Consider the following 21,359-nt stretch of genomic DNA (forward strand, 5'->3'; position numbering starts at 1 on the left):
GGCCACGATCGGGTGGCTCTGGCCGTAGTCGAGATCGATCACGTCGGCGACGACGACCGTGACGTTGTCCGGGCCGCCGCTGCGCAACGCCAATTCGATGAGCCGGTCGGCACACTCGTCGGTGCTGCCCTCGCGCATCGTGTTCGCGATGGTCTCGTCGCTCACCACATCGGAGAGGCCGTCGGAGCACAGCAGATAGCGGTCGCCTGCCCGCGCCTCGCGCATGATCAGCGTCGGCTCGATCTCGTTGCCGGTGAGCGCGCGCATGATGAGCGAGCGCTGCGGATGCGTGTGCGCCTGCTCCGGAGTGATCCTGCCCTCGTCGACCAGCGACTGGACGAACGTGTCGTCCCTGGTGATCTGGGCCAGCTCGCCGCCGCGCAGCATGTAGGCGCGCGAGTCGCCGATGTGCACCAGGCCGAGTTTCTTGCCCGCGAACAGGATCGCGGTGAGCGTGGTGCCCATCCCGTCGAGCTCGGGCTCCTCCTCGACCTGATCGGCTATGGCGGCGTTGCCCTCCCGGGTCGCCGCGTCGAGCTTGCCGAGCAGATCGTCGCCCGGCTCGTCGTCGTCGAGGTGGGCCAGGGCGGCGATCATCAACTGCGACGCCACCTCGCCCGCGGCGTGGCCGCCCATGCCGTCGGCGAGGGCGAGCAGGCGCGCACCCGCGTAGACGGAGTCTTCGTTGTTGCCTCGGACGAGTCCGCGGTCGCTACGCGCTGCGTAGCGGAGAACGAGAGTCACGATCGCAGCTCGATCACTGTTTTGCCGACACGGACAGGAGTGCCGAGCGGAACCCGCACGGCGGTGGTGACTTTCGCGCGATCGAGGTAGGTGCCGTTCGTCGAGCCGAGGTCTTCGACGTACCAATCATCGCCACGCGGGGACAGTCGCGCATGTCTGGTCGAGGCGTAATCATCGGTGAGCACCAGCGTGGAATCGTCCGCACGCCCGATCAGCACCGGTTGGGTGCCTAGCGAGATGCGGGTGCCGGCGAGTGAACCTTGAGTCACCACAAGAAATTTGGCGCCCTTCTGGCCCCGGCTGAAGGAGGGCAGCACCGCGGAACCGCGTGCGGCCCTGGGCTGTATCCGAATGCCGGATGCCGCGTAGATGTCGCTGCGCAAGGTTCGCAGCACCGCCCACACGAACAACCACAACAGCAGCAGGAACCCCGCACGGGTCAGTTGCAGGATCAGTCCCTGCACGGCGTTCCACCTCCTGTTCGACCGTGTATGTCGGTGCCGTAGGTGCGGTTCGACCACCCCCACGGAGCATGCTGGTCTTGCCGGCCCCGGTTCCGGTGCCGTGCGTGTGTTGGCAGCATCATAGGGCCGTAGGTCGAGTTCGATCACGATACGACCGACGAAACCTTGATGGCCGAGTCGTGACCTGCATCGCGAGCTTACGGGATCAGACGATACGGATCAGGATCTCGGAGTGCCCGGCGCGGATGACATCCCCGTCGGCGAGCTGCCAGTCTTGCACGGGCGAACCGTTGACCAGCGTGCCGTTCGTGGAGCCCAGATCGGAGAGCATCGCGGTCTGGCCGTCCCAGCGGACCTCGATGTGCCTGCGCGAGACGCCGGTGTCGGGCAGCCGGAAGTGCGCGTCCTGGCCGCGGCCGATGATGTTGCTGCCCTCGCGCAACTGGTACGTGCGGCCGCTGCCGTCGTCGAGCTGAAGGGTCGCCGAGTAGCCCGATCCCGCCTGCGGGGCAGCGGGATACGCGGGCGCGGCGCCGTAGCCGGGCTGCGCGCCGTACCCCGGCTGCTGCGAGTAGGCCTGGCCGTAACCGCCCTGGTCGTCCTGCCCGTAGCCGCTCGGATCGGCGTAGGTCTGCTCGCCGTAACCGGGCTCCTGGTAACCCTGCTGGCCGTAACCGGGCTGGGCGTAGCCCTGGCCTTGCTGGCCGTAACCGGGATCCGCGTACGCCTGATCGCCGTAGCCTTGCTGGCCGTAGCCCTGCTGCTGGCCGTAACCCGGCTCCTGATAGCCGGGCTGACCGTAGGCGGGCTCCTGGTAACCCGGCTGGCCGTACCCCGGTTCCTGGTAGCCCTGCTGGCCGTAGCCGCGATCGCCGTAGCCCGGCTGCTGGCCGTAACCCGGCTCCTGATACCCGGGCTGGCCATAGGCCTGGCCGCCCTGCGGGTAGTCGTAGCCGTTCTGGTAGTCGCCGTAACCCTGCTGGCTGTCCTGCGCCGGATAATCCGTGCCGTAGGGCGCCGCGCCGCGACCGTAATCCTCGCGGTACGCGCCGTTCTGCGCACCGCCGCGACCGGCAGGCGGTGGGGCGTACCCGCGGTTGCGTGGATCGGACTCCGCGGGCTCACGGCTCGGGTCGTAGCCTGAGTTCTGCGTCATGGGGCCAGCTCCTGGTTGCGGGTTTGCAGGTCGTTGTGGCGTCGGTCCAGGGCCGTGAGCTGGTGAAGCTCCGCGACCGACGTCCGGGTCGACCCGGCCGCTAGCCCTGAACTGTCCGGTGTGCAGCGTAGGGGATGCCTCGAACGCCACGTGTACTTCGCCGTAGGTCTGCCAGCCTTGCTCGCGGATGTAGTCCTGCAGGTGTTTGGCGAACGCGCGGGTGGTGAGGTCGTGATCGGCGTCCAACTGCTGGTGATCGGAGGAGTTGATAGTGATCACATAGCTGTTGGGCGCCAACAGGTGCCCGCCGTCGAGCTCCTGGACATGATCGGCGGCCTCCCGTTGCAGCGCCGCCTCCACCTCCTGCGGCACGACGTTGCCGCCGAACACCCTGGCGAACACGTCACCGACGGCGCCCTGCAGACGACGCTCGAACCGTGAAACGATGCCCATCTCGGCCTCCCTTCGGTGAGCGTCTCTTCGGATTCGTAACAACGACACACGCGCATGGCGTGTCGCGTATCGAGCACGTTCATTGCATGATATCCACGATCGTCCACACCTGTAACTCTTGGAAAGATCAGCGGGTTCCCGCGCCTGTCCAGCCCCCGCGTCAGGGCCCCACAAGCCCGATTTCGTGTCTGCGCGAGGTGCGTGCTACTGTCTCGGAGTCGCTCGGGCGAGTGGCGGAATGGCAGACGCGCTGGCTTCAGGTGCCAGTGTCCTTCGGGACGTGGGGGTTCAAGTCCCCCTTCGCCCACTTCACTCGGGGTAGCCCATGCTCATGGAGAGCATGGGCTTTCTCGTTTCGTTCAGTGTTTTGCGGGGGCGCGGCCCCCGCGCCCCGCTCGGGGGGCTTTGCCCCCCGAACCCCCCATTACGAGGATGTTGGGCTGTGGCGGGGTTTGACCCCGGTGGGGGTTGGCCGGGCTTTCGGGGCACTGTCTGGGCTTTGACCAAGTTTCTTGGCTGTTGACCCGTTCTGCTTCTGTTTTGATGCCAGCCCTTCTTGTTGTGCGTACTTGCTGTGCGTGTTCACTGCTTGTGGGTTGCTGTATTTCGTTGTTTCGCAACTCAATTCGTGGTTGACGGGTTGGGGGAGGTTAGTACGCAGTGGGTGCCTCGGTAGATAGTGGGCATGCAGCGGTTGCAGTGGGTGCAGGGGGATGTTGCTGAGGGCTCTGTGCTCATGCGGGTGACCAAATGGGGGTCGTAGAGGAGGGCTCGGGCCATGGCTACGAAATCGAAGCCGTGGGACATGGCGGTGTCTACGGCTGCGCGGGAGGCTATTCCGCCCAGGAGGACCAGGGGGAGGTTCAGTTCGGCTCGGAAGCGTAGGGCCGTGTCCAGTAGGTAGGCCTCGCGGAAGGGGTAGGTGCGGAGGAAACGGCGGCCTGCCAGGCGGATTCCCAATCGCTGGGGTTGGGGGAATTGGGCGGCGAATTCTTGGAGGGGGACGTCGCCTCGGAAGAGGTACATGGGGTTGCGTAGGGAGCTGCCTACGGTCAGTTCCAGGGCGTCCAGGTTGCCGTCTCGGGCGAGCCAGGTTGCTACAGAGAGGCTTTCGTCGCCGGTGAAGCCGCCGCGGACGCCGTCGTCCATGTTGAATTTGGCCAGTACGGCTATTTCGTCGCCGACTTCCTGGCGTACGGCGTCGGCGGTTTGCCTGGCCAGTTCGGCGCGGCGGATCAGGGGGCCGCCGTACTCGTCCGAGCGTTTGTTGAGGGCGGGGCTGAGGAAGGAACTGATGAGGTAGTTGTGGCCGAAATGCAGTTCTACGGCGTCGAATCCGGATTCGACGGCTAAACGGGCGGCCTTCGCGTGCGCGGCGATGATTCGGCGGATATCGGCCGCGGTGGCGGCGTGGGTGAGGCGCAGGCTGATGGGGCTGAACTGTCTGCTCGGCGCGAGGGCGGGGGCGCGATTGGAGGCGGCGTTCGCAACGGGGCCAGCGTGGCCCAATTGCGCCGACACGGCACCACCGGCCTCGTGCACCGCGTCGGTGAGCCGCCGCAGACCGGGCACGGCTTCGGGGCGCATCCAGATCTGATGCCGATCGGTGCGGCCCTCGGGCGCGACCGCGCAGTAGGCGACCGTGGTCAGGCCCGCGCCGCCCTCGGCGACGCCGCGATGGAACTCGATGAGCTCGTCGGTGACGAGCGCGTCGGGGGTGCGACCCTCGAACGTCGCGGCCTTGATGATGCGGTTGCGCAGTTGGACCGGGCCGAGCATGGCCGGTTGGAACGCGTCGGTCAGCATCCACCAACACTAGAACGTGTTTCAGTTACGTGTTGAGGAAATGAGACGGTAGAAGTGTCTTGACTCACAATGAGAACCTGTTCTAATTCTTGGCATGCGCAGATTTGACGGCCGCCGCGTGGTGGTGACGGGAGCAGGCTCCGGCATCGGACAGGGCATCGCCCTGCGGCTGCTCGACGAGGGGGCCCAGCTGGTGGCCGCCGACATCGACGAGCCGGGGCTGGCGGCCACGGCGGAGAAGGCGGGCGACGCCGCGGAGCGGCTGCGGACGGTCGCGGTGAACGTGGCGGATCCGGACTCGGTCCGCACGGCGACGGACACGGCGCTCGAGTTCCTGGGCGGGCTGGACGTGCTGGTGAACGCGGCGGGCATCCTGCGCCCGGCCCGCACCCACGAGATGCCGCTGGACGTGTGGAACCAGGTGATCTCGGTGAATCTCACCGGCACGTTCCTGATGACGCAGGCCGCGCTGCCGACGCTGGTCGAGTCGGGGCACGGGGTGGTGGTGAACCTCTCCTCGACCGCCGCGTTCAGCGCCGCGCCCTACCTCGCCGCCTACGCGGCGTCCAAGGGCGGCGTCAATGCCTTCACCCACGCGATCGCGCTGGAGTACGCCAAGCAGGGGCTGCGCGCGGTGAACATCGTGCCCGCGGGCATCACCAGCGGGATCACCACGAAATCGATCCTCGATCAGCCGGAGGGCTTCGATCACAAGCTGTTCGCGCGGATGACCGGGTGGCTCAACGGCGGCGCGCTCGGCAGCCCGGAGGACATCGCCGGCGTCGTCGCGATGGTCGCCTCGGACGACGGGCGCTACATGACCGGCACGGAGATCCGGATCGACGGCGGCGCGTTGATGTAACCCGCTCACGAGCCCTTCGTGGCGACGAGTAGATGGTGCGGGATCGGCGGGTTCGGGAGCTGCTCGTGCGCCACGGCGCAGCCCGACTTCTCCAGCGCGGCAACGACATCGGCGACCGGGCGGAGCGTGAAACCGTAGGGCGTGAACGGCAGCTTCGCCATGGTGTCCGGGTCGCCGATCCCGACCACCACCCGGCCGCCGGGTCGCAGGACGCGGGCCAGCTCGGCGCAGACCGCGTCGAGTTCGGGAACGAAGTAGAGGGTGTTGACGGTGATCGCGGCGTCGAGGCTGTCGTCCGCGAGCGGGAGCGCGGCGAGCGATCCCTCGGCGAGTCGCAGTCTGCCCGAGGCGATTTCGCGCCGGTAGCCGGAGCGAGCACGGGCGAGCATATCGGCGGAAAGTTCGATGCCGTGCACGACGCCCTCGGCGCCGACGCGTTCGAGCAGCAGCGCGATTCCCGCGCCGCCGCCGAATCCGAGGTCGGCGACGGTCTCGCCCTCGGTGATCGCGGCGGCCGTCACCGCGGCGGCGATGGCGCGGCGGTTGCCGCGATTGAGCATGAACGCGACGCCCTTGCCGAGCACGCCGTGCGGATTGCCGAGCTGACCGGCCAGGGTCGACATCAAGCGGGCGCGCACACCGTTCATGGCGTCATCGTAGGCGTCGCCCGCCGGCCGGTGATGTTGGAATCATTGTCGTTTCCAATACTGTGCCGAAGGCGTTCGCTCCAGTTCGATCGGACGCTGTGGCACCGACCCGAGAGACCGTTATGCGCGCACCGCTGATTCTTCTCGCCGCCTGCTCGATGACACTGCTGTCCGCGGGTCCCGCCGCGGCTACGTGGGGTCCGCTCGCGTCGCCGAATCCATACTTGGGTCCGGTGGGCACCTCGACCATGCACGGGGATGCGGGCTCGTCGGACGCCACGCCACTGGCCGGGCCGGGCGTGGGCGCGGTCCCGGTGTCCGCCTACCCGCTCGCGTCGGCGTGTCCGACCCTGCTGGAGGGGTCGGACAATCTGGTCGTGGCCTTGTGCACGGCGATCGCGGGCCAAGCGCCGACGGTGCATCTGATCGATCCGGCGAGTCCCGGACCGCTCGGGCACTCGCTCGCCTCACTCCAGTTGACCAAGGGCAGTCTGCTCGGCGGCGTGTACGCGTACCTGGACAACGACGACCGGCTCGTCGTCGTGGACGGGGCCGACCGTTTGCTCCGTGTCGGTCATGTCCGTGACGCGTCCGGGCGCTGGCGGCTGGAGAGCGAGCAGGTGGCGGACCTGTCGGCGGTGATTCCCGTGGGGGACAACGTGACCGGCCTGGTGCCGGACTGGTCGGGCAACATCTGGTTCGCGACCGGCAAGGGCGTGGTCGGGTTGGTCGCGCCGTCCGGCGCGGCGGTCACCGTCTCGTTGCCCGCCGATGAGCAAGTGGCCAACAGCATTTCGGCCGCGCCGAGCGGGCGGATCGCGGTGGCGACCACGCACGCGCTGTACGAACTGCGGGCCGACGGGTCGGGCAGACCCGAGGTGCTCTGGCGCGCGGCTTACGACCGCGGCTCGGCGCGCAAGCCGGGACAGTTGAGCTGGGGCACCGGCTCGACGCCCACCTACTTCGGGCCGAACACCGGCGCCGACTACCTGACCATCGTCGACAACGCCGACGGCCAGGTCAACGCGCTGGTATTCCGTTCGGGCAGCGGGCAATCGGTGTGCTCGCAGCCGGTACTGACGAAGGGCGGTGCGGGCAGCGAGAATTCGCCGATCGGCCTCGGCCGTTCGCTGTTCGTCGCGAGCACCTACGGCTATCCCTATCCGGCCGTGCCCGAGGGCGCGGGTCCGGCCGCGCCGCCGACCGCGGCGTTCACCGGCGGCATGACCCGGGTCGACGTGGACGACGACGGGTGTCACACGGTGTGGGAGAACACGGTGCGCAGCGCGGCCGTTCCGCACCTGTCCACCGCCGACGGCGCGGTGTACACCGTGACCCGGCTCGGGCCGGACACCACCACGCCGCTGGATGGTTACGCGTTCACGGTGGTCGATCCGGACACCGGCTCGGTGACCGCGAGCCATCCGTTGCCGGGCACCCTCGTCGACGATCCGCTGCAGACCTCGCCGCTGCTCACGCACGGAGGCCGGGTGTTGCAGGGCACGGTCACCGGGATTCTGCGCGTCGGTTAGCCCGTCGCTCCACCTGTGGATAAACCTGTGTGCTGCTCGAGGATGATCGTCTGACGCGCATCGCGGTTTCACCGCTTTGTCGGCGCGATATCGCGGCGGGCGGCCTTCGGCTACATCCGCGCGAGCCTGTGGATGAGGCTGTGTGTTGTTTCGGGATGGCCGGTCGCCGTTCACCCTCGCTTTGCCTGTCTGAACTCGAGCGTTGCGGGGCGATCGGCTCCGAAGCGCCTGGCTGGTGGCTGTGTATGACGGTGCGGAGGCTGGGGAGAACTGTGTGCGAAAGATGGTGGACCGGCGTCACCTTTGTGGATGACGCGGCGATGCGCGGGTGTGGACATCGATCGGGTCTGTCGGTGGCCGCGTGGTCGTGCACAACGTGCGCCGGTTCTGTCCACAGCGGTGGACTGATGCCGACCACCAGCCTGTGGACGAAAAGCGCTTGTGCACAGTCGACTGTCGCGAACCGAGGCGGAAGGCGTCTCCCCAATCGAGGTCCAGGGGTCTCGACGTGCACCTTTCGGCGTGTTGTACCGGTGTGTCCCGTTTGGGGAAAGCTTGCCGCAGTGTCGATTTCGTGGCCTTCCGCGCCCGCTGAGCCGTCGGTGAGGCGAAGATCACACCCCTTCTCGAAGTTGCGGTCACGGTGCTGAATCGACCTCGCCGGGGCCACCGCACCGCCCCCGTTCCGGCTCTGGTTATTGCTGATCTTGTCATGACGCATGCACGTCCACGGGCGGTTCAACCAGGCATGTGTCGTGTTAATTACGCTGTAAACAAACCTGTGGTCGCTTTCTGTTCATCCGACGTCCAGCTAACTCGATTATTCGCGACGAAGGCCCAGGTCGTCGCCGGGTGAGGCCGCCATCGAGGGCTCTATGTCCGTGGCGCAGCTAATCGTTCGAAGAATGTTTGTACCGCCACGAAGTGGATAACGAGGCCACCTGTGGATTCGTCTGATCGCGCCCTCCGCGGCCCTCCGAAACCCCGCAAAACCGACAGCTGCAAGTTAGCTGGAACTGTGAAAAACCATGCTCTCACAAGGGTTTGCTGGCGAGCTGCTTTATACGCTTGACACCGGCGAGGAGGGTTGCATGGGGATAACGATTGTGTAGAGTCGACGGTAACGCTGGCCGCAGCTGAGCCCGACTCGCTGCGGCCAGCGGAACTCAATCGGGGGATGTCGAAACCAATCCGTGACACCGCGTTGCTGCCGAGTGTCCGAACCCGCTTCGCTCAGTGTGTGCTCGGGGTTGTCTGCTCCGCGCGACCTGAATCTTCCCGCGCCTGCGTGAGTACCGCCCGTCGCCCCACCCCGAAGACGTAGACCAGGAACAACGCCTCGGCGAGAAACCCGATCGCGATGCGCACCGGCGCGGGCAACGCACTCGGCGTCACGAACCCCTCGATGCAGCCACACACCAGCAGCACTCCCACCAACCCGAGCGCCACCGTCGCGGTGGCCCGGCCCTGCCGCGCCACCGCCGCCGGCCGGCTCAGCCGACCCGGATCGATCAGCGTCCAGCCGAGTTTCAGCCCGGCCCCGCCCGCCACGAAGATCGCGGTGAGCTCGAGCGTGCCGTGCGGCAGGATGAACCCGAAGAACGAATCCAGCCGCCCCGCCTCGGCCATCAGCCCGGCCGAGACGCCGAGATTGAGCGCGTTCATGAACAGCAGATACACCGCGGGCAGGATCAACACCCCGGTGAACAACGCGATCGCCGTCACCCAGGCGTTGTTCGTCCACACCTGTGCGGCGAACGCCCCGTGCGGATGCTCGGAGTAGTAGGACTCGAAGGCCCCGCCGCGCTCGGTCAGCGCGCCGGTATCGGGCGCTATGCCGAGAACCTCACGCGCGGAGTCGAATCGGGCCACCCACACCGCCAGACCGGCCGACACCGCCAGGAACACCGCGGCGACGCCGGCCCACCACGGCCATGTCCGATACAGGGCGGCCGGGAAGCGGTGGGTGAGGAAATGGCCGATCTCGCGCCAGGTCTCGCCGCGGCCGCCGATCACCCGTCCGCGCGCCCTGGCCAGCAGCGCACTCAATCCGGCGATGAGTTCGGGATCCGGGCTGTGCGATTGCAGCCGGGCCAGCTGCTGCGAAGTACGCCGGTACAGCGTGACCAGCTCGTCCGCCTCGGCGCCGCTGAGCTTGCGCCGCTTGGCCAGATAGTCGAGCCGTTCCCACGCCCTGCGATGCGCAAAGCTGTAAGCGTCCACATCCATTGGCTTGCCTCCCACTACCGCCGGTCGGGAGAATGCTATCGACATGGCTGAATTCACCACCGGCGAAGCGGTCGCGCTCGAACTGCCGATCGCCAGGATCCCCACCAGGGCCACCGCGTTCCTCGTCGATGTGGTGGTACAGATCGTGCTGGCCTGCGTGCTGTTCGTGCTCGCCGCCGGCGTGCTGCTGCGGAGCCGGGCGGACCTGGCGTGGCTGGACGTCGCGGTGCTCGTGCTCATCGTCGGGGTGCTGGTCGGCTACCCGGTGACGTGCGAAACCATCTGGCGCGGGCGCACATTGGGCAAGCTGATGCTGGGCCTGCGGGTGGTTCGCGCGGACGGCGGGCCGATCGACTTCCGGCACGCGCTCACCCGCGGGCTGGCCGGCGCCATCGTCGACTTCTGGATGCTGGGCGCGTTCGGCGCGGTCGCGGTGCTGACGTCGATGTGCTCGCCGAACGCGCGCCGGATCGGTGACGTGCTCGCGGGCACGGTGGTCGTGCACGCCCAGCGGCCGCTGCCCGCACCGCTGCTGGCGGTCGCGCCGCCGTGGCTCGCGGGGTGGGCGGGGCCGCTGCCGCTGGCCATGCTGCCGGAGGAGCTGGCGCTGGCGGTGCGTCAGTATCTGAGCCGGTTTCGCACCCTCACGCCCGTCGCGCAGCACGAACTGGGCGTGGCGCTGGTGACCGCGGTGTGCGCGCGACTCCAAGTACCTGTGCCTGCCGGGTATCCGCCGCTGCAGATCCTCGGCGCGGTCATCGCCGAGCGGCAGCGTCGCGCGCTGCCGCCGCCGATGTTCCCGGTCTTCCGGCCGGGACCGCTTCCGGTTGGGCCTTAGTCACCGGTTGGCCGCGACGTACTCGTCGATCTCGTCGAGGAACCGCGCCAGCCGCGCCGGGGTGATCCACGAGCCGCGGAACGAGTTCTTCGCCAAGGCCACCAGCTGATCGATGCCGAGGCCGGCGTGCTCGGCGAGCGCGACATAGTTGTCGGCCGCGTACGCCTTGAAGTAGGCGGGGTCGTCGCTGTTCACCGTCACCGTGAGCCCTCGGTTCAGCAGCCCGACGATCTCGTCGGACTTCATGCGGCTGGTGACGAACGAGTTGGAGACCGGACAGCAGGTCAGCGCGATTCCCTTGTCCCTGGCCAGTTCCACCAGCCGGTCGTCCTCGACGATATTGGTGCCGTGGTCGAGTCGATCGACGCCGATGTCCTCGAGTGCCTGCCGGATGTGCTCGATCGAGTCCTGCTGATCGATGTCGCAGTGCATCGTCAGCAGGAAGCCCTCGCGGCGGGCCCGCGCGAAGACCGCCGCGAACTTGCTCGGCGGGTTGCCGCGCTCGTCGGAGTCGAGGCCGACGCCGATGATCCAGTCGCGGTACGGCAGCGCCTCCAGCAGCGTCGCCATCGCGTACTCCGCGGAGTGGTCGCGCAGGAAACACAGGATCAACTCCGCCGAGATCCCGAACTCGCGCCGCGCCCGCACGATCGCCGACCGATACCCCTCGATCACGGTGGCGAACGGGACGCCGCGCCCGGTGTGCGCCTGCGGGTCGAAGAACATCTCGACGTGCCGAATGCCCTGGGCGTGCGCCCTGGTCAGGTAGTCGTAGGCCAGATCGTGAAAGTCCGCGGGCTCCAGCAGGACCCGCATGGCGGGGTAGTAGACCTGGAGAAACGAGGTCAGGTCGTGGAACCGATAGGTCTGCTCGACCTCGTCCACCGTCCGCTCCGCCAGCTCGATCCCGTTGCGCCGGGCCAGGCGGAACTTCAACTCCGGCTCGAGGGTTCCCTCCAGGTGCAGGTGCAACTCGGCCTTGGGCAGCCCGCGGACGAACGCGGCGAGATCAGACATGAGCTCCATGATGCTCCGTGCCCGCCGCGCGCGGCTACATCGTGCCGGACTGCTTGAGCTCGAGGTATTCGTCGGCGAGGGCCTCGGGCAAACGGTCGGGGGAGGCGGCGACCACCCCGATTCCCCTGCGGCGCAGTGACTCCTGGACCAGCGCGCGTTCGGCCAGGACTGACTCGGCGGCGGCCGCGGCGTAGCGGTCGGCGCGGGAGGCGGCGGCCGCGGTGACCTCGGGGTCGGTGACCGAGACGATGAGGACCCGGTGGCGCTGGGCCAGGGCGGGCAGCACCGGGAGCAGGTTCTCCTCGACGGCGGCGCCGTCGAGGCTGGTGAACCAGACGACCAGGCTGCGGCGCCGGGTGCGCTGGATGGCGGCGCGCACGAGGCCCGCGCTGTCGGTGTCGACCAGGACGGGGGTGATGCCCGCCATCGCGTGCATGAGTCTGAGCTGCAACGCTTTTCCGCTGATGCCGCGGACCTCGGCGCGCGGCTCGCGGTCATGGGCGAGCAGGTCGACCGAGTCGCCCGCCGCGGCGGCCAGCCCGCCGAGCAGCAGCGCGGCCTCGATGCTCGCGTCCAGGCGGGTGCCGTCGCCGACGCGGCCCGCGCTGATCCGGCCGGTGTCGAGCAGCATCAGCATGTGCCGGTGTCGCTCCGGGCGCCAGGTGCGCACCAGCACGTCGGTGGCGCGGGCGGTGGCGCGCCAGTCGATGCCGCGCACGTCGTCGCCCGCGACGTACTCACGGAAAGAATCGAACTCGTTGCCCTGCCCGCGCAGATTGGCGACGTTGCGGCCCTCCAGCAGCTGGAGCCGTTTGACCTTCGAGCGCAGCAGTTTCTCGCTGCGGAATGGCGGCAGCGCCCGTACCCGGGCCGGGACGTCGCGGCGAGTCTGCCTGCCCGCCAAGCCGAGTGGGCCGATCAGGCGCACCGTCACCTGCCCCGCGACCCGGTCGCCGCGGTAGGTCGGGGTGAGGACGGTCCGGAAGCGGACCAGCGTCGCGGGAGCCAAATCCACTGTGTGCGAGCGATTTTCGGCGCGGGCGCTGTCGGGCCAGTCGTCCCACACGGTGCCGCGCAGCGCACGCGTCCCGGTGTTGGTCGCGACGAGTTCCACCTCGGTGGAGCGACCGAGCCGGACCACGGTCAACGGCTCCCTGGCGAGGGTGAGATCGCGGGCCCGGCCGACCGAGCCGAGATCGACGAGCAGCGCGGCGGCCAGCAGGCTCGTCGCGACCACCACACCGAGCAGCGACGGAACGACGAAGGTGACGAGCAGCGCGAGCACGCCCGCCGCGGCGGCCAGCCGACCGGTGACGACCACCGGCTACACCGGGACCGGAACCGAGACCAGCAGCGACGACATGACGCTCTCGGCGGTCACGCCGTCCAGCTCCGCCTCCGGTCGCAACTGCAGCCGATGCCGGAGTACCGCGACGGCAAGGAATTTCACGTCGTCCGGGGTGACGAACCCGCGCCCGTTCAGCCAGGCGAACGCCCGCGCGGCCGCCATGAGCGCGGTCGCGCCGCGGGTGGACGCGCCGTGCTGCACGGCCGGGGACATGCGGGTGGCCCGGCACAGGTCGACCACGTAGGCCAGCACCTCCGGGCCGATCGTCACCTCGGCGATCGCGGCCCGTCCGGCGAGAATATGGGCCGGCCCGGCCACCGGCCGCAGCCCGGCCGCGGCCAGATCGCGCGGGTCGAAGCCCGCGGCGTGCCGCTGGAGAACGCGGAATTCGTCCTCGCGGCCGGGCAATTGGATGTCGACCTTGAACAGGAAACGGTCCAGCTGCGCCTCCGGCAGCGGATAGGTGCCCTCCTGCTCGATCGGGTTCTGCGTGGCGATCACCACGAACGGGTCGGGCAGCGGCCGCGGCTGACCGTCCACCGACACCTGGCGCTCCTCCATGGATTCCAGCAGCGCCGACTGGGTCTTCGGCGGGGTGCGGTTGATCTCGTCGGCCAGCAGCAGGTTGGTGAAGACGGGGCCCTGCCGGAAGGTGAACTCGGCCGAGTGGGGATCGTAGATCTGCGAGCCGGTGACGTCGCCGGGCATGAGGTCGGGGGTGAACTGCACCCTGGCGTGCTCCAGGTCCAGTGCCGTTGCCAGGGCCCGCACCAGCAGGGTTTTCGCCACGCCCGGCACGCCCTCGAGCAGCACATGCCCCCGGCACAGCAGCGCGAGCACCAGGAACATGATCGCGTTGTCGTTGCCGACCACCGCCTTGCCGATCTCGGTGCGCAGCGCCGCGAACGCCGCGCCCGCCTCCTGAGCGGTGGGGGAGTGTGTGGTGTTCGTGGGGATGGTCATCCGACCTCCAGTGTCGTGCGGGGGTTCCCGCGCCCCGTCGATGCGGTGAGTGCTTCGATCCACTCGAGTTGGGTGGCAACGATTTCCAGCGTTCCGGCGTCGGGCACCGCGCCGAACAGGGCGAGCCCGAGCTCATTCGGGTCCGCGCCGGTGCGCGCCGCCAGCGCGGCGACGAGCCGGTCCGGCGGGGTGTCCGCGGTCATCCCGAGCACCGGGCGGACACGCCGCAGGGTCGCCGCCCGGAGCTTGGCCGCGACATGCTCGTGGTCCTTCGCGCGTCGATACAGCGCGGCCTGCCCGGCGAGCAGTTCGTTGGCCGCGACCTCGACCGGCCGCGGTTCACGCACCAGCGCGCCGCGGCGGCGCGCCCGCCACCACACCACCAGGGCGGCGGCGACGAGGAACTGCAGCCCGCCGAAGAAGACGGGCGCCGGCAGCCGATCCCAGATCGGATCGTCGCCGGTGCCGAAGCCGTCCGGGGCGCGCGGCGGCCTCGTGTTGGGGAGATCCGGTGGCTGCGGCGTCGGCGCGTTCGGCGCGCCGCACGACTGCAGCGCGGCGTAGAGCAGGAGCAGTAGCGCGGCCGCGGCGGCCAGCGCGGCCCAGAACTTGGGGTTGCGCAACAGGTTCGGCAGCGGCGGCAGCGATCTGCGCGTGCGGGGCGTCTTCTCGGTGACGGCGATCTCGGTGGGCTCCGGCGCGAGCGGCGGGGCCGCGGCGGAGAACCGGTCGGCGTACTCGAGCCTGCGGTACTCGTCCTCGGTCGCGCGCCGTCCGCCGTAGACGACCTCGTCGAAACTGTGTGCGGCCGGGTGGAATTCGGTGGCGACCTCGAGCGGCAGCACGGTCGTCGCGTCGTCGGCGGTCTCGCGCGCGGTGCGGGAGCGGCGCACCTCGAGGACGCCGCGTTGTTCGAGCCCGCGCAGCACGGCGCGGAAACGTTCGCGCAGCGCGCTGTCGAAATCCCGCTGCCGCGCGGCATTTTCGGCGGCCGCGCGGTGCTCGGCCGCGGTGCCGAGGCGCGGTGGACTCGGCGGCGCCTCGTCGTGCTCGCTCACGGTCTCACCTCGAGGCCGGGGACGTGAATGTCCAAACCCTCACGGCGGCAGCGACGGTCGATGTAGCTCACGACCCGGGTGGCCGCCTCGACCACCTCGCCGAACGCGACGATCAGCAGCGCGCCGCTGGTGAGCAGCGCGATCACCGCCCATCGGTGGGTGCCCGAGAAATCCGAGAGGTACCACGGAATCCCGAGCAGCGGCACGGCCAACAGCACGAGCAGGGCGCGCTGCACGCACCACAGGCCGACCGTCTGCCACTCCGCGCCCGCCACAAGCAGTTTCGCGCGGGCGACGGCGACCCGATGCGGGGACTGTTCGATGAACATCGCCGGCACCGCGACGAACCGTGTGCCCCGCAGCCGGCCCAGCCAGAGCAGGCCGAACGGGAAGGTGACGATCAACGGGCTGGACAGCGCGAGCACCCCGATCCCGATGAGGGTGTAAAGGAGTTGGAACACCAGCAGCGGCCCGGCCACCGCGCCTGCTCTGCGCAGCGCCGTGCGCCAGCCGATCGGCGCGCCGGCCACGCTCGCCAGTCCGACCGCCACGGTCACCGCGCGCAGCACACCCCGCAGCAGCCATACGCAGGCCAACGTCGACAGGATCGCGGCCCACGCGACGGCCTCGTCGGTGTCGCCGGTCAGCCGCGCTGCGCCCGCGGTGCACGCGAGGATGACGAGTTCGGCGGTGACCAGCGACAACGCGCTCGCCCACGCCAATGCGGGCAGGTTCGCCTGGATCAGCGCGAACGGCACGTCCAGCAGTTCGCGGAAGGTCATCGGACGGATCGGCACCGTCGTTCCAGGGTTCCCTGGTACCGGATCGTCTCCCGCCCCGACGGCACCGGCCGGGTCGGCGGCTGGTAGCACGGGCCGAGTCTAACGGGCAGCGGGCAATTCGCGGTCAGCGCAGCCGCGCCGATTATTCGGTCGTGGGCTCGCCGCGGTGACCCAGCAGCCGGTCGACGACCCGCCGGTAGCGCGCCGGTTCGATCTGCGGCAGGCCGAGCAGGGCGCGCAGGTACACGCCGTCGCCGACCAGCCGGACGATGTCGGCGTGCACGGGATCGTCGATCTCGTTGTCCAGTCCGTCCGACCAGTTGTCCATCATCTCCGTCAGCGCCTGCTGCACCTCGTCGTCCGCGGTCTCGGCCGCGGCGTCGATGGTGCGCATGGTCGCGAGCATGGAGCGGTAGATCTCGAGCTCCACCGCGTCGACGGTGTCGTCGGGGTTCGGGGTCTGCAGATACCACCCGGCGACCGACTGGCCGCGGTCCATGTGGTCGGACAGCTGCTGATTCGCGCGGTCGGCCAGCCGCCGGACCAGGCCGGCGAGCAGCGCGTCCTTGTTCTTGAAGTGGTAGAGCAGCCCGCCCTTGGAGACGCCGGCTCGCGCCGCGACGCTCTCCAAAGTCACGTGCGACATGCCCTTGTCCAGCAGCAGCAATTCGAGTGCGTCCAATATCCGGTCGCGGGTGTTAGCCGTCACCGGCCGAACTATACCGGCTGGACGGTCAAGTCTGGTACTGTACCGTCCGGACGGTAAGTAAGAGAGCGCGACGAGAGTCGAGAGAGACAATGAGCACGCACACCGCGAACAACCCCCGGATCATCAGGTCGGATGCCCCGCCACGCGCCACCGCGCGGGACTGGGCCGGCCTCGGCGTGCTCGCTCTCGCTCTACTCCTGCTCGCCGTGGACGCGACGGTGCTCGACCTGGCCGTGCCCGCGATCAGCGCGGATCTGGCGCCGACGACGCCGCAGCTGCTGTGGATCATCGACGTGTACTCGTTCGTGCTGGCCGGCCTGCTGGTCATGATGGGCAACCTCGGCGACCGGATCGGCCGGCGCAGGCTGCTGCTGATCGGCGCGGCCGGATTCGGCGTCGCCTCCGTCATGGCGGCCTGGGCGGTCTCGCCGGAGATGCTGATCGGCGCGCGCGTGCTGCAAGGCGTCGCCGGCGCCACCCTCATGCCCGCGACGCTGGGCCTGATCCGCTCCATGTTCCTCGACCCGCGCCAGCGCACCATAGCCATCTCGGTGTGGAGCGCGATGGCGGGCGGCGGCGCCGCGGCCGGTCCGCTGCTCGGCGGCTGGCTGCTCGAGCACTACTGGTGGGGCTCGGTGTTCCTGGTGAACCTGCCGGTCATGCTCGTGCTGATCGCCCTCGGCCCGTTCCTCGTGCCCGAGTCGCGGGACCCGAACCCCGGCCGCTTCGATCTGCCGAGCGCGGGCCTGTCGATGCTGGCGCTGGTGCCGATGGTGTACGCCATCAAGGAGTCAGCGGCGCACGGGCTCAGCCCGCGGCTGGCCGTGATCGGCGCGATCGGTGTGGTGGCCGGCGTGGTGTTCGTGCGCAGGCAGCGCGTCCTGGCCGACCCGATGCTGGATCTGAAGTTGTTCGCACTGCCCAGATTCCGCACGGCCGTGATCACCAACCTGCTCGCGGTGTTCGCGCTGGCGGGTGTGCTGTTCTTCGGCTCCCAGTACCTGCAGCTGGTGCTCGGCCACTCGCCGATGGAGGCCGGGCTGCTCGAGCTGCCCGGGTTGGCGGCGAGCGTGTTCGCCTCGCTCGGCGCCGCATGGCTGGTGCAGCGGCTGCGACCCGGCGCGGTGCTCGGCGGTTCGCTGGCCCTCGCTGCGGTCGGCTCCGGACTGCTGCTCCTGCTCGGCCCCGAACCGGCCGGGAGCACGACGCCGTTCGTCCTCGGCTTCCTGCTCATCGGCGCGGGAGTCGGTGCGGCGCTGACGGTCTCGTCGGACCTGGTGGTCAGCTCGGCGCCGGTGGAGCGGGCGGGCGCGGCCGCGGCGGTCTCGGAGACTGCCTACGAGACGGGCATCGCGCTCGGCGTCGCCATCCTCGGCAGCGTGGTCATGGCGATCTTCCGCAACGGCCTCGACCTGACGCACGTGCCGGGCGACCAGGTGGGTGTCGCGTCGGAATCGCTGGGCGCGGCAACGGGTTTCGCACAGCGGCTGCCCGAGCCGGTGTCGGGCGCCTTCCTCACCTCGGTGCACGAGGCGTTCGTGTCCGGCGTGCACTTCGCCGCGGTCGGCACGGCGTCGATCCTGTTGATCGCCGCGGTCGTGGCGTTCCGGTTGCGCGCCGCGCGCCCGTGACGTTCGGACGATCCGCACCCGTTCCGCATGGAGCGGGTGCGGACGTCAGGGGGTGAGTCCGTCGCCGCGCTGCCGTTCGTGCCGCGCGTCCTCGCGCGATCGCGCGTCGAGCGGGCGGGCGAGCTGGGTCGGGGTGAGCCTGCCGCGCAGGGTGACGGACTCGCCGAGCCGCCAGTGCGCCGCCTCGGCGGGGTCGGCGTCGGCGATGGTGTTCCCGGAGGCGAGCAGGAGGTCGTCCTGTTTGGCGAGTTCGCACAGGCGGGCGGCCTCGTTCACCGCGTCCCCGATCACCGTGAACTCGTAGCGTTGTCGCGCGCCGACGTTTCCGGCGACCACGCGGCCCGCCGCGACGCCGATGGCGGCGATGAAGTCGTTGGCGGTGGTGTCCAGCCGCCGCCGGATCGCGCGGGCGCAGGCCAGAGCGGCGCCCGAAGCGTCGGAAAGGGCGGCGGGCGTGCCGAATACGGCCAGCGCGGCGTCGCCCTCGAACTTGTTGAGCAGTCCGCCGTGCTCCTCCACCTCGTCGACCACGATGTCGAAGAAGCGGTTCAGGATGGCGACCATCTCGCCGGCGGGCACCGTCGCGGCCATCGTGGTCGAGCCGACGATATCGATGAACAGCGCCGCCGCCTCGGTCTCCACGCCGCCGAGCGTGGGGTTGCCCGCCAATGCCGCGTCGGCCACCTCGCGCCCGACGTGCCTGCCGAACAGATCCCGGATCTGCTCGCGCTCGCGCAGCCCCTCGACCATGTGGTTGAAACCGCTTTGCAGCTCACCGAGTTCGGTGCCGTCGTACACGGTGATCGTCACCCGCAGGTCGCCGTCCTCCACTTGGCGCAGGGCGCGTCGCACGCCGCGGATCGGCGCGAGGATGGCCGACACGGTCTGCGTCATCAACAGCAGGCCGAACAGCAGCGTGGCGCCGCCGAGCGACAGCACGCAGACCGCGAGCCGGGCCGTGCTCACCGACGAGTCGACCAGCGCCCACACCGCGACGATCATCGACAGCGCCACCGGCACCCCCGTGCCGAGCATCCAGGCGATCAGCGAGCGGATGAAGACGCCCATCCCGCGCCTGCGCCGCGAGGGCGCCGCGTCCAACACCCGTGCCGTCACCGCCCGCAGCGCGAACTCGGCGATCAGATAGCTGTTGGCGCACACCACGATGGCGCTGAAGCCGATGCCCAGCAGGATCTTCGGGATGAGCGCGGGCTCCAGCACCCCGTAGAGCGGGGTCAGCACGGCGGCCCCGCCGAACCACAGCACCGCCTGCCGGATCACCAGCCGCCGGGGCACCGCGGTGGCGGCGATCTGCTCGGCCTCGTTCGGCACCTGGTCGGGGTCGGTGGCCCAGCGCAGCGCGCGCAACCCGCTGACGGTGCCCCACCACATCCCGATCAGCAGCGCCAAGGCCGAGTAGGCCGGCGTCGCGACGACATTGAGCAGCAGCAGGTCCCTGGTGAACACCGCGGGGCCGGGCAGCACGAAGCCGACCAACGCGAACGTGACGGCCATGCCGGCCAGGTTCGCGGCCACCAGCGGCACGGTGAGCAGCAGCTGGACCCGCAGTCGCCGCATTCCCGAGGACTCGTCCACCGGTCCGAGCAGCCGCGAGCCGAACGCGGCTGTCGAAACGTCACTGTGGGCCATGAGATCAAAGCCTAGGCCGGGCCGCCCGGGAAGCGCCGGACCAGCGGTGGGCGATCAGCGGCCGCGCGGCAGTTCACGACGGCCGTGATCAGGCAGTTCGCCTTGCCTCCGGTCAGTGATCTCGTTCTGGTTCGCGGACGGAAGATCGTACTGTCGCGCCTCCGGCAGCGCCGAGTAGCGCGGATCCGGACGGCCGTACTCCGCGTCGACCACGGTGGCGGCCACGTGCTGGGCGTGCGGCGCACCCGGCGCGAGCTGATACCCGCTCGGCGCGTGCGAATCCTGGGTGTGCACGGTGACTTTGCGGGTGCGCCGCAGGGTGAAGGTGATCTCCTCGACCTCTTCGAACGCCTGCCGCGCCGTGCGCAGCGGGTGCGTGGCGTTGTCGATGGCGTTGGCCACGAACGACGGGACGAGCGGGCGGATCAGCCGTGCGGCCGTGTCGGTGAACGGCACCGTACCGATGAGCGGGAGCTCGAGCCCGCCGCCGGTCTTGGGCGTCGCGCCGGTGCTCGGCGCGAGCGCCTGCGTGGTGGCGGGCAGGTTGGTCGTGAATCCTTCGGCGGCCACGGAGCTGTCCTCTCGGTCGTCGGCCGGTGCGGCCGGAAGTGCGGGGCGGCGGGGCGGTTCGGCGACGCCGATCTCCAATCCGCCGATGGCGGCGACTATTCGGGTGCGCTGGCGCTCACGGTCGATCGCGGCGTCCGCCTCGACGGCGAGGCGAGCCGCGGTGAGCTGCTGCTCGGCACGCAGGGCTTCGGCCTCCACCCGCACCTCGGCCTGCTTGGCGGCGATCGCCGCGTCGGCCTCGTGCTCGGCCTGGTCGCGCACCACGAGGTAGGCGGCGCGCCGGTCGAAGGAGGTCTGACCGCGCCACCACCGCAGCACGAGCGGCAGCAGCGCGAGCGCGATCGAGGCGATGATGGTCAGGACCCGCAGCGCGAGGGCGTCCGAGTTGTGCGTGGTGTAGTCGTTCATCGACTGCCACCGCGCGCCGAGGCCGCGGTCGGCATCGGCGTAGGCGCTGGATTCGGCCGTGGCCAAGGCTTTTTCGTCGTCCGCGACGCGCTGGTCCAGAGCGTCGGCGCGGGCCCTGGTCGCGGCGAGTTGCTTGCGGGCGTCATCGAGCATGTCGTTGGCGGTCTGGGCCTCCGGCCCGTGGCCGGGCACATTGGTGATCCGGGTCTGCGGGCACTCCGGGCTCGGATTGACCTCGCAGCGGGCGATCACCAGCGAACGGTCCAGGTCGGCCTGCGCCTTGGCGATCGCCTGATCCAGCGCGGTCCGGTCCGCGCGCGCCCGCTCCAATTCGCCACGCGCACTGCGGACCACGGGCGCGTCGGCGGCCGAGCGCTGGGCTCGCTGGTCGAGGGTCCGGTCCACGCCGGCGCCGAAGACGACGACCGCGGCCAGCTCGGCCAGCAGGCCGCCGGCCAGCACGGCGACGGCGAGGCGGGCGAGCAGGCCGAG

18 protein-coding genes and 1 tRNA gene are annotated in these 21,359 nt (G+C 69.7%); 5 read left to right on the forward strand and 14 right to left on the reverse strand.

The window, feature by feature from the left end; translation table 11 throughout:
- The 3 genes from ON39_RS00005 to ON39_RS00015 form a co-directional block, all read right to left on the reverse strand.
- Positions 1 to 744: PP2C family protein-serine/threonine phosphatase (locus ON39_RS00005; RefSeq protein WP_040729211.1), on the reverse strand; the 744-nt coding region annotated here is incomplete at its 3' end.
- A complete protein-coding gene (locus tag ON39_RS00010; protein WP_014980860.1) occupies positions 741 to 1,208 on the reverse strand; it encodes an FHA domain-containing protein FhaB/FipA in 468 nt (155 codons plus the stop codon). The genes ON39_RS00010 and ON39_RS00005, both read right to left, overlap by 4 nt.
- A gap of 205 nt (positions 1,209 to 1,413) precedes the next feature.
- A complete protein-coding gene (locus tag ON39_RS00015) occupies positions 1,414 to 2,817 on the reverse strand; it encodes an FhaA domain-containing protein (protein ID WP_040729213.1) in 1,404 nt (467 codons plus the stop codon).
- A gap of 224 nt (positions 2,818 to 3,041) precedes the next feature.
- On the opposite strand from ON39_RS00015, the gene ON39_RS00020 reads away from it, so the two are divergent.
- Positions 3,042 to 3,124 (forward strand) — tRNA-Leu (locus ON39_RS00020).
- 314 nt (positions 3,125 to 3,438) lie between these two features.
- Here ON39_RS00020 and ON39_RS00025 read toward each other — a convergent pair.
- The gene (locus ON39_RS00025; RefSeq protein WP_174412476.1) at positions 3,439 to 4,623 is read right to left on the reverse strand and encodes an NADH:flavin oxidoreductase; all 1,185 of its coding nucleotides are present in this window, start codon (positions 4,621 to 4,623) and stop codon (positions 3,439 to 3,441) included.
- Positions 4,624 to 4,717: 94 nt separating this feature from the next.
- Here ON39_RS00025 and ON39_RS00030 point away from each other — a divergent pair, with 94 nt between their 5' ends.
- Positions 4,718 to 5,485 carry an SDR family NAD(P)-dependent oxidoreductase gene (locus tag ON39_RS00030; protein WP_040729214.1) on the forward strand — a complete coding sequence of 256 codons (768 nt, stop codon included), beginning with the start codon at positions 4,718 to 4,720 and terminating at the stop codon, positions 5,483 to 5,485.
- Between the two features lie 5 nt (positions 5,486 to 5,490).
- Here the strand turns inward: ON39_RS00030 and ON39_RS00035 are convergent, their stop codons facing one another.
- Positions 5,491 to 6,132, reverse strand: a complete 642-nt coding sequence (locus ON39_RS00035; protein WP_040729216.1) for a class I SAM-dependent methyltransferase — start codon at positions 6,130 to 6,132, stop codon at positions 5,491 to 5,493.
- 122 nt (positions 6,133 to 6,254) lie between these two features.
- On the opposite strand from ON39_RS00035, the gene ON39_RS00040 reads away from it, so the two are divergent.
- Positions 6,255 to 7,664 carry a hypothetical protein gene (locus ON39_RS00040; protein WP_040729218.1) on the forward strand — a complete coding sequence of 470 codons (1,410 nt, stop codon included), beginning with the start codon at positions 6,255 to 6,257 and terminating at the stop codon, positions 7,662 to 7,664.
- Positions 7,665 to 8,897: 1,233 nt separating this feature from the next.
- On the opposite strand, the gene ON39_RS00045 is transcribed toward ON39_RS00040, so the two are convergent.
- Positions 8,898 to 9,893, reverse strand: coding sequence for a stage II sporulation protein M (locus ON39_RS00045; RefSeq protein ID WP_051186089.1), 996 nt, complete (start codon positions 9,891 to 9,893; stop codon positions 8,898 to 8,900).
- A 43-nt stretch (positions 9,894 to 9,936) separates the two neighbouring features.
- Between ON39_RS00045 and ON39_RS00050 the strand changes: the two genes are divergently transcribed.
- Entirely contained in the window at positions 9,937 to 10,731 is a 795-nt protein-coding gene (locus ON39_RS00050) for an RDD family protein (RefSeq protein ID WP_040729220.1), read from the forward strand.
- Here ON39_RS00050 and add read toward each other — a convergent pair whose 3' ends face one another.
- The 6 genes from add to ON39_RS00080 all read right to left on the reverse strand — a co-directional run bounded on the left by add (position 10,732) and on the right by ON39_RS00080 (position 16,608).
- Positions 10,732 to 11,748 (reverse strand): adenosine deaminase, encoded by a 1,017-nt coding sequence (gene add / locus ON39_RS00055; protein WP_083894167.1) that lies wholly within the window; start codon positions 11,746 to 11,748, stop codon positions 10,732 to 10,734. It lies immediately after the preceding gene.
- A 34-nt stretch (positions 11,749 to 11,782) separates the two neighbouring features.
- Entirely contained in the window at positions 11,783 to 13,069 is a 1,287-nt protein-coding gene (locus ON39_RS00060; protein ID WP_040729223.1) for a DUF58 domain-containing protein, read from the reverse strand.
- Between the two features lie 3 nt (positions 13,070 to 13,072).
- On the reverse strand, positions 13,073 to 14,059 hold the full coding sequence (locus ON39_RS00065) for an AAA family ATPase (RefSeq protein ID WP_051186091.1): 987 nt from the start codon (positions 14,057 to 14,059) through the stop codon (positions 13,073 to 13,075).
- On the reverse strand, positions 14,056 to 15,117 hold the full coding sequence (locus ON39_RS00070; RefSeq protein WP_051186093.1) for a DUF4129 domain-containing protein: 1,062 nt from the start codon (positions 15,115 to 15,117) through the stop codon (positions 14,056 to 14,058). The genes ON39_RS00065 and ON39_RS00070 overlap by 4 nt, the downstream gene beginning before the upstream one ends.
- Positions 15,114 to 15,914, reverse strand: coding sequence for a hypothetical protein (locus ON39_RS00075; RefSeq protein ID WP_169335844.1), 801 nt, complete (start codon positions 15,912 to 15,914; stop codon positions 15,114 to 15,116). The genes ON39_RS00070 and ON39_RS00075 overlap by 4 nt, the downstream gene beginning before the upstream one ends.
- Before the next feature lie 127 nt (positions 15,915 to 16,041).
- On the reverse strand, positions 16,042 to 16,608 hold the full coding sequence (locus tag ON39_RS00080; RefSeq protein WP_040729226.1) for a TetR/AcrR family transcriptional regulator: 567 nt from the start codon (positions 16,606 to 16,608) through the stop codon (positions 16,042 to 16,044).
- An 89-nt stretch (positions 16,609 to 16,697) separates the two neighbouring features.
- On the opposite strand from ON39_RS00080, the gene ON39_RS00085 reads away from it, so the two are divergent.
- Entirely contained in the window at positions 16,698 to 18,239 is a 1,542-nt protein-coding gene (locus tag ON39_RS00085; protein WP_051186094.1) for an MFS transporter, read from the forward strand.
- Between the two features lie 45 nt (positions 18,240 to 18,284).
- On the opposite strand, the gene ON39_RS00090 is transcribed toward ON39_RS00085, so the two are convergent.
- The gene (locus ON39_RS00090) at positions 18,285 to 19,889 is read right to left on the reverse strand and encodes an adenylate/guanylate cyclase domain-containing protein (RefSeq protein ID WP_051186097.1); all 1,605 of its coding nucleotides are present in this window, start codon (positions 19,887 to 19,889) and stop codon (positions 18,285 to 18,287) included.
- A 54-nt stretch (positions 19,890 to 19,943) separates the two neighbouring features.
- The coding region (locus ON39_RS00095; protein WP_040729228.1) for a DUF4407 domain-containing protein at positions 19,944 to 21,359 on the reverse strand (1,416 nt) is incomplete at its 5' end.

Source organism: Nocardia tenerifensis NBRC 101015 (assembly GCF_000308715.1).
GTDB classification, from domain to species: domain Bacteria; phylum Actinomycetota; class Actinomycetes; order Mycobacteriales; family Mycobacteriaceae; genus Nocardia; species Nocardia tenerifensis.

Excerpts from the sequence above, each read along its gene's own strand:
- ON39_RS00015 (WP_040729213.1), bottom strand. The coding sequence starts at position 2,817 with ATGGGCATCGTTTCACGGTTCGAGCGTCGTCTGCAGGGCGCCGTCGGT.
- ON39_RS00025 (WP_174412476.1), bottom strand. The coding sequence starts at position 4,623 with ATGCTGACCGACGCGTTCCAACCGGCCATGCTCGGCCCGGTCCAACTG.
- ON39_RS00030 (WP_040729214.1), top strand. The coding sequence starts at position 4,718 with ATGCGCAGATTTGACGGCCGCCGCGTGGTGGTGACGGGAGCAGGCTCC.
- ON39_RS00090 (WP_051186097.1), bottom strand. The coding sequence starts at position 19,889 with ATGGCCCACAGTGACGTTTCGACAGCCGCGTTCGGCTCGCGGCTGCTC.
- add (WP_083894167.1), bottom strand. The coding sequence starts at position 11,748 with ATGTCTGATCTCGCCGCGTTCGTCCGCGGGCTGCCCAAGGCCGAGTTG.
- ON39_RS00085 (WP_051186094.1), top strand. The coding sequence starts at position 16,698 with ATGAGCACGCACACCGCGAACAACCCCCGGATCATCAGGTCGGATGCC.
- ON39_RS00040 (WP_040729218.1), top strand. The coding sequence starts at position 6,255 with ATGCGCGCACCGCTGATTCTTCTCGCCGCCTGCTCGATGACACTGCTG.
- ON39_RS00035 (WP_040729216.1), bottom strand. The coding sequence starts at position 6,132 with ATGAACGGTGTGCGCGCCCGCTTGATGTCGACCCTGGCCGGTCAGCTC.
- ON39_RS00045 (WP_051186089.1), bottom strand. The coding sequence starts at position 9,893 with ATGGATGTGGACGCTTACAGCTTTGCGCATCGCAGGGCGTGGGAACGG.
- ON39_RS00065 (WP_051186091.1), bottom strand. The coding sequence starts at position 14,059 with ATGACCATCCCCACGAACACCACACACTCCCCCACCGCTCAGGAGGCG.
- ON39_RS00050 (WP_040729220.1), top strand. The coding sequence starts at position 9,937 with ATGGCTGAATTCACCACCGGCGAAGCGGTCGCGCTCGAACTGCCGATC.